We start from the raw sequence: 14,432 nt of genomic DNA, 5'->3' as shown, positions 1-14,432 counted from the left end.
CTAATTATGAAATATTTATTTATTTCAATTACACTTCTACTTTCACTAAATGTGAATGGGCAGAAGGCCGCAGTTCAAACGGCATATAACTATCTAAGATATGACGATTTGGATAAAGCCAAGGAAGCTATTGATGGGGCTGTGCAAAATGAATCAACAATAGGGATGTCTAAAGCCTGGTATTACAGAGGAAGTATTTATCATGCGATTTATGAATCCACAAAGGAGAAATTTGCGCCTTTGAAACCCGGATCGTTGAAAGAGGCACTGAAATCGTATGAGAAAACCATTGAGTTGGATACTAAAAAGGAGTTTTACGATGACGTGATTAAAAGAATGGAGATTGTTGCCTCTCAATCTTTGAACACAGGAGTGGATAATTTTAGGGAAAATAAATATCCGGAAGCCTTAGTCGCTTTTCAAACATCTGCAGATATCAATAAGAAGTATTTTAACAGATTTGATACGCTGGCCATTTATAATGCAGGTTTGGCTGCAGATAAAGCAAAGGATGCGACAACAGCGTTAAATTACTTTAAGATTTTAACAGATGCGAATTATGGCGGATCAAAGCTCTACAGCTTAATGGCCAATATGTATTTGGATCAAAAGGATACAGCGAATGCCCTATTAGTGATAAATCAGGGGCACCAGAAGTTCCCGGAAGATGCGTCGTTGATCACTCAGGGACTTAATATTTATTTATTCAGTGGAAAGGATAAAGAAGCTTATACTCAAAATGAAGAAGCACTAAGAGCGGATCCGGGCAATCCGGTCTTGTATTATATCAAAGGAAACTTAGCAGATAAGCTGGGGAAAAAGGAGGAAGCCATTGCGGCTTATAAGAAGGCTATTGAGTTAAAGGCAGATTATTTCGACGCTGTTTATAACCTCGGCGCACTGTTTTTTAACGAAGGTGCTGAAATGGCCAATAAGGCGAATAGTATAGCGCCCAGTAAAGTGGCAGAATATGACGCAGCAAAGAAAAATTCGAAGCGAAGTTTAAAGAAGCATTACCATATCTTGAAAAAGCCTATCAGCTTAACCCGAAAGATATCGGAACCATGCAAAGTTTAAAGCAACTTTATACAAGAATCGGTGACCTTGCCAAGGCAGGGGAAATGAAGAAAGCCTTAGAGGCTACAAAATAGAATAAACTAAAAATGGGGGCTAATGCCCTCATTTTTAGTTAAATACTATTTAACATAATGTTAATTATAGAACAAAGTGAGCGATTTCGAAGTGAGATTTTAGTCCTTTATATTGATACTTATGTTAAATAGATGATCTCATGATTGAACCGCTGAAACGAACAATTCAGTGGTTTTTTGATCCATCGAATTAGGAATACTGCTTCTGTTCTTCAGCGGCTATACCGTAATTTCCTTTGTGATTTCTGCCGATATATGGTTTGCAAATAACATCTATACGATCATCCTGTTCACAGTAAATACCGTAGTCGTAGCAATACCTGCTGATTCCTGCCTTGCTCTTCCGCTCTTCGGTAAAATATTGCCAGTCGAATCCTATGATAGATAATTCCTCCCGGGTTAAATGGACTTTATTGGATTTTTCCAAATCAAATAGGATTTTACGGTTCTTTCTTAACTTGTTATTGACGTGGCGCATTAAGGCATTTCTATACCCATTGTATTTGTTGTGATGGGTGTTTCTGCACATATCTGAGCAGAATTTCTTATCCGATCTTCCAATGATAGCGTCTCCGCAATCGATACATTTCTTTTTCATAGGTGGTTATATTAAAATGATTAGAGCTGACCAGGCTTGTTTTCGGCGATTTGAAAATTTATCCGAATGGCGTTGATTCTATAAGAACTGATGACGAAAGTAAGTCGGTTTCCAGCCGGTTCCAAGTTGAAATTTAGTTGTTTATCCACATTTCAAGGTGGAATAACTTCTAATCAGATATTTACACCGTTTTTTTTAAACGAATACAAACGTTTATACGGAGCGTTTCATAGGAATCCTCTATGCTAAAAATAGTTTCTACAATTGTATACGACTGTAAACGCTTATTAAACGACTATTCCACGCCAACCACCACATCTTTGCATCGTCGACAATTGGTGTGCACCTGAAAATCAACAATCATTAAAAAAGAAAGCACATGAACTCATTAAAGAACAAGGTTAACCTGATCGGAAACCTGGGATTTACTCCCGAAATTAAATCCATGCAGGGTGGGAAAAAACTGGCAAAGGTCACCCTGGCTACCAATGAAAGCTACCGTAACGCCAAAGGCGAACGTGTAGATGAGACCCAATGGCATAATCTGGTTGCCTGGGGTAAGACTGCTGAGATATTTGAACAATATACTCGTGTAGGCAGTAAAGTTGCTGTGGAAGGTAAACTCGTGAACAAGAGTTATCTGGATAAACAGGGCAACAAGAAGTCCGTTACGGAGATTCAGGTAAATGAAGTACTGATTTTAAGTAACTGGGCCGGCGATCAAGCCGAAAGCTGAGAGGGGACTTCCCTCCTATTAAAAACCGTCGTATCTGAAAAGAACGGCGGTTTTTTCTTTTGTTTTTACTGAGAAAAGATTAAATTTAAACTTTAGATAAATCACTTAAATACTTGATAATTAAATTACTTGTATTTTTGGATGCGCCTTGCCCACCTAGCTTGATTTTGAGTGCTTCAAATGATTTTAACATGGTTTGTCTTGATTCCCTGTCAAACAGTTTCATCAACTCAGATTGCAAATTTTTTGGTTGAAGTTCATCTTGAATCAGCTCCTTCACGATCTCCTGATCCATTACTAAATTGACCAACGAAATGTATTTTACTTTAACCAACTGTCGGGCTATCCAGTAGGAAAGCACATTCCCTTTGTAACAAACCACCTCGGGTACACCAAACAATGCCGTTTCCAGCGTTGCTGTACCACTGGTCACAAGTGCGGCTGATGATTTACTCAGGATGGCATAGGTTTGATTCCGGATCAGAGTAATATCTTTTCTCGCCCCGATAATTTCAAGGTATAATTCCAGTGGTTGTGATGGAGCTACAGCTAAAATAAAATGAAATTGGTCCAGATTTTCTGTAGCACTAAGCATAATAGGAAGCATTGTTTCTATTTCCTGTTTTCTGCTTCCGGGTAAAAGCGCAATCAACTTTTTACCTTCAGGTATATTATTCCGTTTTTCCCAATCATCCTCTGCCCACTTTCTGTTTCCGATAGCATCGATTAAGGGGTGGCCAACAAATTCAACTTCCATCCCTCTTTGATGATAGAATTCTTTCTCAAAAGGGAGTATGACAAACATTTTATCGACATCTCTCTTAATTCTATTAATTCGGGATTCCTTCCAGGCCCATATTTGGGGAGAGATATAATAGATTATTTTTATGCCTGCTTTTTTACCAAATTCTGCTATGCGTAAGTTAAATCCGGGATAATCGATTAAGATGATAGCATCCGGTTTCCAGTCCAGAATATCCTGCTTACAAAAAGAAAGATTGCGAAGAATGGTCCGAAGGTTAGCCACCACTTCTAAAAAACCCATGAATGCCAGATCCCGGTAATGCTTCACTATGACAGCCCCCTGATCTTCCATCAAATCTCCTCCCCAGCAACGGAATTCTGCCTTCAAATCATCCTTCTTTAAAGCTTGTATGAGATTGCTTCCGTGTAAATCGCCGGAGGCTTCTCCCGCTATAATATAATACTTCATGAGAGGATTTTAAAGTAGAAGACAATGAAAGCATAGATAAAAGTAGCACCTATTACTCCCTGAGCAGCTTTATCCGTTTCCTTTTTATAGAATAGAAAGAATAGTCCGAGATTTAATATGGCTCCAAGACTCAATACCGATACAGCAATGTTTGCTTTGATGACATGATCAATGAAATGGTCGAAGGTCATGTATCCGAAAAAGAGCAAATAATAGACGTAAAAACCCAATAGTGGCATAAGTAACCCGGGAACAAATCCGGTCATAAACCGGTCTTTAAGCCGATACTTTGATTGATTTACCATAAAGCGAAATTAGTCTTCTTCTGTACCAGATAGAGCAAGACACTGCAAAACAACGTGAGAAAAAATCCTTTTGCCAATTCAATCTCTCCTTCTTTTATCTGATTCCTGAAGAGAATGATCAAAGTGGCGAGCAGTAGTAATTGTTTTGAATCCGGGCGAATGAAGAATGGTCGATCTGCATAGTTTAAAAATACGATATCGATGGCAGTGAGAAGAAAATAAAGAGAAAGAAGAGCAATGGCTCCAAGCAGGATACCGACAAAAATATTGTCCTTTAATTTAAATTTTTTCATGCCATTTCACGGTGTTTAAATGAGGAATGGCGTGATGAGCAGTGAAGTCGAACTGGACCGGAACTACAGAAACATACCCGTTTTGTAATGCCCATTCATCCGTATCATCACCACTATCGAAATTGATGAACTTACCTGTCAGCCAATAATAGGTGCGCCCATAAGGATCCTTGCGTTCATCAAATTCTTCTTTCCATTTTGCATTTGCCTGTCGACAAATTCGAATTCCTTTTATCTTCGAAATAGGCAGATTTGGAATATTCACGTTGAGCAATGTTCCTTCCGGTAAGCCAATCTTTAAAATGTTGCGAACTACTTTGTCAATTATTTTTCTTGAAGGTGAAAAGTCAGCCTCCATACTGTAATTCAAAAGACTGAAGCCGATACTTGGAATACCTTCAATGGCACCTTCCATTGCTGCGGACATCGTACCTGAATAAATCACATTAATAGAAGAGTTTGAGCCATGATTAATTCCGGAAACACATAAATCCGGTTTTTTATGCAAAATTTGATTGACCGCAAGTTTCACACAATCAACAGGAGTACCTGAACATTGCCATGAATCCACTCCTTCAAAGACATTTACCTTATCCAATCGCAGCGGTTTGTTGATTGTAATTGCATGACCCATAGCGGATTGAGGGCTATCCGGAGCGACCACAATTACTTTCCCTATCAATTTCATCGCTTCTACTAAATTGCGTATGCCCGGTGCCGTTATACCATCATCGTTGGTCACCAATATGACGGGTTTGCCGGATTTTTTTATCGTCTTCTTCTTTGTGCTCATATGCAGATTCTGCCTGCGAAAGTAGTCTATGAGAATCAATTTATAGCGTTAACATTCATAGGAAAGTGTTTTACCTATTGCTGTTGTTTATAAAGTAAAAATGCCCGTCCGAAGAATGGACAGGCATTTTATGTGATTTGCGATACGCTTTTTGCGTAAAATTATTTGATACTTATTTCTCTGGCTTTTGGCTTTTCTTCCGCTTTCTTCGGCAGTTGCAATTCCATAATTCCATCCTCGTAATTGGCAACAATACCAGCCTGATCTACATTTTCAGGAAGACTGAATCTGCGTGTAAAAGAGGAGAATGAAAATTCCTTCCTTGTATAGCGTTCGGTTTTTTCATTGCTTTCCTGCTTACGTTCAGCGCTAACCACTAAGGTGTTTTCTTCCAGTGCAATTTTGAAGTCTTCCTTTTTAATCCGGGAACAGCCAGGTTTAATTTGTACATGGTTTCGTTCTCACTGATGTTTACGGCTGGTGCATTCCATTTTCTGAAATCAGATCCTGCATAGTCACTGAAGAATTCGTTGAATAGATCAACTGAGTTAGGGAATAATGTCCGGGCCGGACTTTCGTTTTTGAATTTAATGAGTGTCATTTTTTTAGATTTTATAGTTCAAAACACCCATTATCAATTGGTATACCAGTCCAAAAAAACTCCAAATATTCAGACATAGTGACATGCGATTAAGAAAGCCTCACGACACAATGTCATGAGGCTTTTATATTCTATTTTATAAATCATTTAATATCAACGAACTTTGTCACCAAGCATAGGGACAAATCGAAAAGTGTCGAAATGAATAATTTCTATTTCACCACCGGGCTTTTTGATTACGGTGGTCATCACCTGCTCGGTTAAAGAACCTACCGGAATAACCATGATCCCTCCTACTTTAAGTTGTCCTAAAAGTATTTGAGGAATTTCAGGAGCACCGCAGGTTACTAATATCTTATCAAAGGGAGCAAAAGCGGGAAGGCCCTTGAATCCATCTCCGTAATGCGTTTTAATACTGAAGTAATTTAACTGGTCAAGCCTTTTCCTCGTTTCTTCATGCAAAGGTTTATGCCGCTCAATAGAAAATACTTTGGCACCCGACTCAGCCAATACAGCAGATTGATATCCGCTTCCGGTCCCGATTTCCAATACTTTTTCACCCTTTGCCGGGTCGAGTAATTGGGTTTGGTAAGCAACAGTAAAAGGTTGAGATATAGTTTGTCCACAAGCAATAGGAAAAGCTTTGTCCTGATAGGCAAACTCCAAAAATGCATTGTCCATGAACAGATGTCGTGGAATTTTTCCAATGGCCTCCAGTACCATTTCATTTTGAATTCCCTTTTCGCGTAACTGCGCAACTAATTGCCTGCGAAGGCCTTGATGTCTGAATGAATCCTGAAGCATTTGAGAACAAATGTACCGAGCCATGAATGAAATATTTTACGTTTCTCATAAAATTCCTGACCTCTTTTCAACAGAGGGCATGCTAAAAACGAATAATTTTGTAAAAATTTCCAATATGTTGAAAGTTGGTGTGTTAGGCGCAGGGCATCTGGGTAAAATTCATTTAAGACAGATCCTTGAGTTAAAGGATGTATATGAGTTGGTTGGGTTTTATGACCCGGATCCTATAACCTCCGAAAAGGTAAGTCAGGAACTGGGTATCAGGAATTTTAAAACCATGGAGGAGCTGATTGAGCAAGTGGAGGTGGTTGATGTAGTAACACCTACCGTGAATCATTATGAATGTGCCAGCAAAGCATTACGGATGTCAAGGCATGTATTTATTGAAAAACCTTTAGCCAATACCTTGCAGGAATCCAAAGACCTTATTCGCCTGGCGAAAGAGGCGGATATGAAAGTTCAAATAGGACATGTAGAGCGGTTTAATCCTGCATTTAAAGCAGCAAGCCCTTATCTGCATCAACCGATGTTTATTGAAACGCATAGACTGGCACAATTCAATCCACGAGGTACTGATGTTTCGGTGGTACTTGATTTGATGATTCACGATATTGATATTGTTTTAAGCGTGGTGAGATCATCAGTGAAAAAGATAAGTACAAGTGGAGTTGCTGTAGTCAGTGATACACCTGATATCGCTAATGCCCGTATAGAATTTGATAACGGATGTGTGGCGAATTTGACGGCAAGCAGAATATCATTGAAGAATATGCGAAAAACAAGATTCTTCCAACGGGATGCTTATATCTCCGTTGATTTTCTCAAAAAGAGCACTGAAGTCGTTCGCCTGAAAGAAGTAGAGGGTGATCCTGATCCACTAGCCGTTCTTCTTGAAATGGGTGATGGAAAGCCGGTAAAGCAAATATATTTTGAGAATCCCGGTGTCGAAGATTCCAACGCAATCCGGGAGGAGTTAAGATCTTTTGCCGAAGCCATTGTAGAGGATAAAACACCTAAAGTTTCTATTGATGACGGGTACGCCGCTTTGAATGTGGCCTATCAGGTCATTGATAAATTGAAATTACTCCCCTCTATTGTTTCATAGTACTAAGCTGAATTGAAGAAGATGAAGAAAATTCAAGTGATTTCGTATTGGTTGTTTCCAGCTATTTTACTTTGCCTTGCTTCATGTAATCTGATCAATCCTGATGAAGAAATTCCTGCCTATATCGAAGTAAAGGGATTTAAAACAACTTCAAATTATCCGACTCAGGGATCAGCCTCAGGTAAGATCACTGATGTATGGGTATTTGCAGATGGTGCTTATGTAGGGACCTATGAATTACCGGCTCGTTTTCCGATTTTGGGAAGTGGTAAGAAAAAAATTAGTTTCGCTGCGGGAATTGAAGCAAATGGTATCGCCTCTACGAATGAATTTTATCCTTTATATCGATTTTTTGAAACAGATGTTGACCTTATTCCCGGTCAGGTAAGTGGACTGGATACAATAACTGTAGCCTACTTCCCTGCCCTACAGTATACCTGGTTCGAAGATTTTGAAAAGGATACCAGCGGTGGTGGTATCAGTCTGGATACAACAGGAATTAGCCTTGCCAACATCTTACCTGATTCTGTTGATGTTTTTGAAGGTCGGCGAAGTCTGAAAATGCAGGTGACGACCGCGGCAAATTTTATAGAATGCCGGACCGTTGGTGATGGCTATCAACTTACACCCGGAAAGGATGTTTATTTAGAAATGGATTATCGCTGCACACAGCCTTTTATTATGGGCTTTTTGGGTACCACGTTCTCCGGTGAAAAAACAATTCCGATCATTCGCCTGAATACAAAACCGGACTGGAACAAAATTTATATTCGTTTAGGCCCCTATGTAAACGCGAATTCGGATGTGCTGAAGTTCAAGATTTATTTTCGCGTAGCGCTGGAAGGAGGATTGACAGAAGGTACCGTTTACGTTGATAATTTAAAGCTGATTTCGAATTAATGAACAAACCGCGTCAAATTATCAAGTATGTGATAGCGGATCTTTTATCGGCTATGTTCGCATGGGCTTGCTTTTACATTTACCGGAAAGTAGGAATTGAGGCTGCTTTGTATGGGAGCCCAGTACCTTTTTTGCCGGATAAAAATTTTTATCTGGGGATTACTGTTTTACCGATTGCCTGGGTGGCCATATATGCATTGGTGGGAACCTATAATGATATCTACCGCAAATCAAGACTGCGTGAATTTGGTTTGACCATGTATGTCTCTGTTATTGTAGTAATTATTATTTTTTCTCCCTCCTGCTTGACGATGCCATCGTTTCCTATAAAAGCTATTACAGCATTTTTTTCGTTCTGTTTTTTCTGCATTTCGGGATAACTGCTTTTGTGCGATTTCTGATAACCACCCATACTGCCCGAAGAATTAAGGGTAGAAAAATTGGCTTCCCTACTCTGATAATTGGAAGCAGTCAACGTGCCGTGAACCTATTTAATGAGTACGAAACCGAAGTTTTAAGTCAGGGTTATAAATTTACTGGCTTTGTTCATGTTGATCATAATAACGGAAAGTATTTCGGCAGTTTGTTGCCTCATCTGGGTGGATTGGAAGATTTACCACGATTGATTGATGAGCATAAAATCGAAGAAATTATTATTGCCATTGAGTCTTCGGAACACGAGTTTATAGGAAGAATTATCAATGAACTGGAAGATAAAGATGTTATAATCAAAATCATTCCTGACATGTATGATATTCTTGCAGGAACTGTGAAAATGACTTCGATTTTCGGGTCGCCATTGATTATTATTAATCCTTCCTTGATGCCGGTTTGGCAACAATCTTTGAAGAGAATTATTGATATTGTGGTGTCTTTGTTTTTCCTGGTCCTGCTCAGTCCGGTTTATATAATAACAGCAATCATTATTAAAGTGACGTCACGAGGCCCCATTTTCTTTGTTCAGGAGAGAATTGGACTGCATGGAAATCCTTTTTCCATTTATAAGTTTCGATCGATGTTTTTGGGTGCTGAAAAGGGTGTGCCGATGCTTTCCAGTGATAATGATAGCCGAATTACTCCTTTTGGAAAATTTATGAGAGCGATTCGTTTGGATGAAATCCCACAGTTTTATAACGTTTTAATCGGAGATATGTCATTGGTTGGCCCTCGTCCGGAACGGCAGTATTTTATTGATCAGATTATGCAGAGAGCGCCACACTACCGCCATTTGCATAAAGTACGTCCGGGAATTACAAGTTGGGGACAAGTGAAGTATGGGTATGCAGAGAATGTGGAGGAAATGATTCAACGCTTAAAGTATGACATCATTTATATTGAAAATATGTCCTTGTCTCTGGATTTTAAAATATTGTTTTATACCATCAAAACAGTTCTACAGCATAGTGGGAAATAATCCGTTGATCAACGAATTATATCAGGCTTATTTATTACAGGTAAAGGTGGTGAGTGGGACACCTATGGTCTGAAATACTTTTCTTACATGATCTTCTTCGGTATCTGTGATGAAGAGTTGTCCGAAGGTTTCTTTACTGACCAATTCCATGAGTCGTGTAATCCTGTTTAAATCTAACTTGTCAAAAATATCATCCAGCAGGAGTATAGGTTTTAACCCACGCGTTTCTTTAATGACTTTGAATTGTGCAAGTTTTAAGGCAAGGATAATCGATTTTTGCTGTCCCTGAGATCCGATACGTTTTGCAGGATGACCATTTAAAGTGAGTGTCAGATCATCCTTATGAATTCCTGCAGTAGTATATTGAAGTATTAAATCTTTTTGAAGGTTTTTGTTTAACTGGGATTGAAGATTTTCATGTTCAAGACTACAATTATATTTCAATCCTGCTTCTTCGCTATTGTTGGTGAGGTAGGCATAGGATTCCTGAAATAAGGGTAGAAAATGCTCCATAAAATCTTTCCTGACAAGATAAATTTTTTCACCATACACCGCCAGTTGTTCATCCCAGACTTGCCAAAGAGAGGCATCAGTTAAAGCCCCTTTTGCAGTTTGCTTGAGAAGGGCATTCCGTTGTTGCAAGACACGATTGTAAGCCATCAGATCATCCAGATAAGGATGATTATATTGGCAAATAATACTGTCCATTAATTTTCTTCTCTCTTCACTTCCCCCACTGATGAGTTCCTGGTCAACTGGTGCCTCCATAACCAAAGGTAATAATCCAATATGTTCTCCCAGTCGGGAATACTCCTTTTGATTCCTTTTAATGCTCTTTTTTGTCCGTTTTTGACCAGCACCAATATTTCTTCGTTTTTTCCGTCTAATTCAAAAGTTCCGTTGATTGAAAAGAACGATTGAAGATGCTTTATGGAAAGGGCATCTCCTGAATTGAAATAGCTCTTGCACAAACAGAGATAATGGATCGCATCGAGGATATTGGTCTTACCGCTGCCGTTTTGACCGGTAAACGCATTGGCTCCTTCGCTGAAACTAAATTCGGCTTCATCGTAATTCTTAAAATTGAATAGGGTAAGTCTGCGTAAAAACATCTCACAAAAATAGTGTGTAATTTGGCAGAATCATCTTTAAAGTATTGCTCAAATTCGAACATTGGAAAGATTTAGCATGAAGAACAGATTAAATCAATCTAATCAATATGGAATTTTAATAATTTTCCGCTCCCGCCTGTTAAACAATTAATTTCGTCAACAATATGAAGATCATCATTCGTTTCATGCTCGCAACGCTGTTGCTGCCATGTCTGGTAAAAGCTCAGGATCCTGTATGGGTGGGCAATTCAGAAATCAAGGAAGTAAAAATCTTTCAAAATGGTGCAATGGTCACCAGAACAGCCAAAGCAACCCTGAATCCCGGATTCCAGGAAGTCGTCCTCGACGGACTTTCACCGTATATAAATCCGCAAAGTATTAGCTTAAAAGGAACCGGGGATGCCACTATTCTGGCAGTTTCGTTTCAGCAAAATTATCTGGTAGAAAAGAAAAAATCCAAGGAAATTACTTCCCTTGAACAAGACCTGGATTCATTAAGTCTTCGACTGCAACAGGTAAAAAATAAAATCGTTGTCCTGTCCGAAACGCAAGCCCTTCTCCAGGCGAATAAATCAATTGGAGGTGCTAACAACGGGGTACTCGTGGATGAACTGGAGCCGGTAGTTGATTACTTCATTAAGAAGATGGGCGAATTAAAGGAAGATCAGCTGATGACTCAACTTAAAGAAAAGAAGCTGAACGAACAGATCGGGAAAATACAGCAACAACTGAATGTGCTTCGTCAGAAGCAGCAGCAGCCCACCGGAAATATTATTGTGAAGGTAGATGCACGTTCGCGAACCATGTCTTCTTTTGATTTCAGTTATGTCATTAACTCCAATGTCACCTGGTATGCATTTTATGACATTAAAGTTAAAGATGTAAACAGTCCTGTTGAACTGGTCTACAAAGCGAAAGTAAATCAAAGTTCAGGTGAGGATTGGAATCAGGTACGGTTAAGTTTAAGCACAGGGAATCCTGCAATAGGAAGCGAGCGCCCCTTTTTAAATCCATGGTATCTCAACTTTTACCAACCTCGTCCAATGTATTCTGTTCAGGAGAAATCAAAACGAATGGATATGCCTTCTGCACCTGCTGTTGCTGAAGGTGCAGTAATGTCTATGGAACAGGATCAGCAGGATATGAAGAATGTTTCCGTTATTATGAGTGAAAATCAACTTTCTTCCAGCTTTGAGATTCAACAGCCCTACTCTATCCCTTCTGATGGCCAGGATTATCAGGTAGAAATTCAAAAGCATTCATTAAAAGCGGACTACAATTATATTGTCCTTCCAAAGTTGGATGCAGATGCATTTTTAACTGCACGCATCACCGGATGGGAGGAATTAAGTCTGACCGCCGGAGGAGCCAATATTTACTTTGACGGAGCTTATGTTGGAGAGTCATTTGTCAATCCTGCAGAAACCAATGATACACTAGAAATTTCATTGGGTCGCGATAAACGAATCGTGGTTAAACGTGAGAAGTTAAAGGATTTGAGTGGCTCTAAATTATTTGGTGGAAATAAGGAACGCTCTCTTCTTATGATATCAGTATAAAAATGGAAAAAAGAGGCGATCAGTATCCTGCTTTATGATCAAATTCCGCTCACCATGCAAAAAGATATTGAAGTGAAAGTGGAAGAGTTGAGTGGTGGGGAACACAATACCGAAACCGGAGAAGTCAAATGGAAATTGCAGATTCCTGCAGGTGAAACAGCAAAAAAGCGACTGTCTTTTAAGGTGAAATATCCTAAGGATAAACAAATATTGGGTTTGTAAAACACTTAAATAAATTTAAACTAAAAGGGCGACTCTCAACTGGTCGTCCTTTTATAATTCATACGATACCGGATCAATGAAGCAAGGGCTCTTACTGACTTCTACTCTTCGCCCATCCGGATAAATTGCATCTAATTTTACCCGTTGTCCTTTTTTATAATTTTCCATAATCACCCTTTTTCCATCCGGCGACAAAGTTCCTTTTATGGGTTCTTCACTTTTTTCATAGCGCAGTTTTTCAATAGATTGCACCGGTTCCTCTAACTGAAACTGGTATTGCCGAAGCTGATCGGGGACAAATAAGCTATCCTGACGCAAACTCTGACTATACAGAGAATCTGAGACTATAAAAATGGTTAATAAACTTAAGGTTATTTTTAGTTTACGCATGCCTCTAAATTAATTAATTTTGGGCTGCAATGCAAATTCAGGGAAGATTAAATTTCTTCTTCGTTTGTAATGGGGATCGTCTCGTCATTACTCATCTCGTCTGCGACGATTTGAATCTGACGAGACTTGGGGAACGCTCGCAACACTCGCTGGGAGGATCACTTCGCCAGGGTGGCAACTTCAAACCAAACCTTAATCTTCAAACTTAAAACCTTGAACCTTGAACTTTAAACCTTAAACCTTGAACCATGAAGCAGAATCGCGAAAAGCGATACGCTTCATGGGACCCCTTAAACCTTTCCAGTCAGCACAATCCCGATAGCTATCGGGAGACGGGATCACATCGCCCGTGGTCACGTGGCGAGTGAAAACATTAAACATTAAACATTAAACATTAAACATTAAACATTAAACATTAAACATTAAACATTAAACATTAAACTTTCCCATGGCACACGAAATAGATTATCAGATTATTGGAGATGACATACAAGTAGTAGAAGTTGAAATGGATCCCGGTGAAGGAGTAAGGGCGGAAGCGGGTGCTATGTTGTATATGGAACAGGATATTGAAATGCAGACTTCGACGGGTGGAGGAATATTTAAAGGGTTGAAGCGGATGATCACCGGTGAGAGTTTTTTCATTACGTCATTTACGAATAATGGTAATCAGAAGAGGAAGATGGCTTTTGCGGCTCCTTATCCGGGAAAGATTATAACGATCAACCCTGCTCAATTTGGAGGGAAATTTCTATGCCAGAAGGATGGGTTCTTATGTGCGGCGCAGGGTATCGAAATAAATATAGCTTTTACGAAAAGAATTGGCGCCGGACTTTTTGGAGGGGAAGGATTTATTCTTCAGGAATTATCAGGTGATGGAAATACTTTTATTCATGCGGGTGGAACGATTCTGAAAAGGCAATTAGCTCCCGGAGAACAATTGCGTGTAGATACCGGATGTTTAGTGGCATTTGAAACAAGTGTCCAGTATGATATCAAATTTATTGGTGGTTTTAAGAACTCCTTGTTCGGTGGTGAAGGATTATTTTATGCATTGGTGACAGGTCCGGGTTTGGTTTATCTTCAGAGTGTGCCGTTTTCCCGTATGGCTGATCGTATTGTGGCTGCTTCGCGTGTGGGTGGTGGACGTGAGGAATCAAGAGGGTTAGGCGGACTGTTGGGTGGAATTATCAGTGGAAAGGAATAGCAATTTGAAAAGGTTGGAGTACTGAATAA

The 14,432-nt window shown here is 39.4% G+C and carries 15 protein-coding genes and 3 pseudogenes; 9 read left to right on the top strand and 9 right to left on the bottom strand.

Going from position 1 to position 14,432, the window contains the following annotated elements:
- The first annotated feature begins 6 nt into the window (after positions 1 to 6).
- On the top strand, positions 7 to 1,077 hold the full coding sequence (locus IPJ86_13980; protein MBK7888341.1) for a tetratricopeptide repeat protein: 1,071 nt from the start codon (positions 7 to 9) through the stop codon (positions 1,075 to 1,077).
- A gap of 264 nt (positions 1,078 to 1,341) precedes the next feature.
- Here IPJ86_13980 and IPJ86_13975 read toward each other — a convergent pair whose 3' ends face one another.
- Positions 1,342 to 1,749: a hypothetical protein gene (locus tag IPJ86_13975; GenBank protein MBK7888340.1), complete on the bottom strand. Its 408-nt coding sequence runs from the start codon at positions 1,747 to 1,749 to the stop codon at positions 1,342 to 1,344.
- Positions 1,750 to 2,128: 379 nt separating this feature from the next.
- Here IPJ86_13975 and ssb point away from each other — a divergent pair, with 379 nt between their 5' ends.
- The gene (gene ssb, locus IPJ86_13970; GenBank protein ID MBK7888339.1) at positions 2,129 to 2,485 is read left to right on the top strand and encodes a single-stranded DNA-binding protein; all 357 of its coding nucleotides are present in this window, start codon (positions 2,129 to 2,131) and stop codon (positions 2,483 to 2,485) included.
- Between the two features lie 85 nt (positions 2,486 to 2,570).
- Here ssb and lpxB read toward each other — a convergent pair whose 3' ends face one another.
- The 6 genes and pseudogenes from lpxB to IPJ86_13940 all read right to left on the bottom strand — a co-directional run bounded on the left by lpxB (position 2,571) and on the right by IPJ86_13940 (position 6,494).
- Positions 2,571 to 3,698: a lipid-A-disaccharide synthase gene (gene lpxB, locus IPJ86_13965; protein ID MBK7888338.1), complete on the bottom strand. Its 1,128-nt coding sequence runs from the start codon at positions 3,696 to 3,698 to the stop codon at positions 2,571 to 2,573.
- The gene (locus IPJ86_13960) at positions 3,695 to 4,003 is read right to left on the bottom strand and encodes a hypothetical protein (GenBank protein MBK7888337.1); all 309 of its coding nucleotides are present in this window, start codon (positions 4,001 to 4,003) and stop codon (positions 3,695 to 3,697) included. Before IPJ86_13960 ends, lpxB begins: the two co-directional genes overlap by 4 nt.
- A complete protein-coding gene (locus IPJ86_13955; protein MBK7888336.1) occupies positions 3,997 to 4,296 on the bottom strand; it encodes a hypothetical protein in 300 nt (99 codons plus the stop codon). Before IPJ86_13955 ends, IPJ86_13960 begins: the two co-directional genes overlap by 7 nt.
- A complete protein-coding gene (gene surE / locus IPJ86_13950; protein MBK7888335.1) occupies positions 4,283 to 5,089 on the bottom strand; it encodes a 5'/3'-nucleotidase SurE in 807 nt (268 codons plus the stop codon). Before surE ends, IPJ86_13955 begins: the two co-directional genes overlap by 14 nt.
- 161 nt (positions 5,090 to 5,250) lie before the next feature.
- Positions 5,251 to 5,690 (bottom strand): annotated as a pseudogene (locus IPJ86_13945) (Hsp20/alpha crystallin family protein).
- A 153-nt stretch (positions 5,691 to 5,843) separates the two neighbouring features.
- On the bottom strand, positions 5,844 to 6,494 hold the full coding sequence (locus tag IPJ86_13940; protein ID MBK7888334.1) for a protein-L-isoaspartate(D-aspartate) O-methyltransferase: 651 nt from the start codon (positions 6,492 to 6,494) through the stop codon (positions 5,844 to 5,846).
- A gap of 115 nt (positions 6,495 to 6,609) precedes the next feature.
- Here IPJ86_13940 and IPJ86_13935 point away from each other — a divergent pair, with 115 nt between their 5' ends.
- The 3 genes and pseudogenes from IPJ86_13935 (at position 6,610) to IPJ86_13925 (ending at position 9,913) form a co-directional block, all read left to right on the top strand.
- Positions 6,610 to 7,599 carry a Gfo/Idh/MocA family oxidoreductase gene (locus IPJ86_13935; GenBank protein MBK7888333.1) on the top strand — a complete coding sequence of 330 codons (990 nt, stop codon included), beginning with the start codon at positions 6,610 to 6,612 and terminating at the stop codon, positions 7,597 to 7,599.
- Positions 7,600 to 7,620: 21 nt separating this feature from the next.
- Positions 7,621 to 8,499 (top strand): hypothetical protein, encoded by an 879-nt coding sequence (locus IPJ86_13930; protein ID MBK7888332.1) that lies wholly within the window; start codon positions 7,621 to 7,623, stop codon positions 8,497 to 8,499.
- Positions 8,499 to 9,913: pseudogene (locus IPJ86_13925) on the top strand (sugar transferase). Before IPJ86_13930 ends, IPJ86_13925 begins: the two are co-directional and overlap by 1 nt.
- 27 nt (positions 9,914 to 9,940) lie before the next feature.
- On the opposite strand, the pseudogene IPJ86_13920 reads toward IPJ86_13925, so the two are convergent.
- Positions 9,941 to 11,025, bottom strand: a pseudogene (locus IPJ86_13920) (DNA replication/repair protein RecF).
- A gap of 164 nt (positions 11,026 to 11,189) precedes the next feature.
- Here IPJ86_13920 and IPJ86_13915 point away from each other — a divergent pair.
- Positions 11,190 to 12,584, top strand: a complete 1,395-nt coding sequence (locus IPJ86_13915) for a DUF4139 domain-containing protein (GenBank protein ID MBK7888331.1) — start codon at positions 11,190 to 11,192, stop codon at positions 12,582 to 12,584.
- 18 nt (positions 12,585 to 12,602) lie between these two features.
- Complete coding sequence (locus tag IPJ86_13910; protein ID MBK7888330.1) at positions 12,603 to 12,806, top strand: DUF4139 domain-containing protein; 204 nt, start codon at positions 12,603 to 12,605, stop codon at positions 12,804 to 12,806.
- Positions 12,807 to 12,857: 51 nt separating this feature from the next.
- Here the strand turns inward: IPJ86_13910 and IPJ86_13905 are convergent, their stop codons facing one another.
- Positions 12,858 to 13,196: a hypothetical protein gene (locus tag IPJ86_13905; protein ID MBK7888329.1), complete on the bottom strand. Its 339-nt coding sequence runs from the start codon at positions 13,194 to 13,196 to the stop codon at positions 12,858 to 12,860.
- 29 nt (positions 13,197 to 13,225) lie between these two features.
- On the opposite strand from IPJ86_13905, the gene IPJ86_13900 reads away from it, so the two are divergent.
- Positions 13,226 to 13,405, top strand: coding sequence for a hypothetical protein (locus IPJ86_13900; protein ID MBK7888328.1), 180 nt, complete (start codon positions 13,226 to 13,228; stop codon positions 13,403 to 13,405).
- 239 nt (positions 13,406 to 13,644) lie between these two features.
- A complete protein-coding gene (locus IPJ86_13895; GenBank protein MBK7888327.1) occupies positions 13,645 to 14,403 on the top strand; it encodes a TIGR00266 family protein in 759 nt (252 codons plus the stop codon).
- Positions 14,404 to 14,432: the final 29 nt, after the last annotated feature.

The sequence above is a fragment of the Bacteroidota bacterium genome, assembly GCA_016713925.1.
Classification (GTDB): Bacteria; Bacteroidota; Bacteroidia; order AKYH767-A; family OLB10; genus JAJTFW01.
Note: the sequence above shows the minus strand (reverse complement) of the source record. Positions and strands in the feature narration are given on the sequence as shown.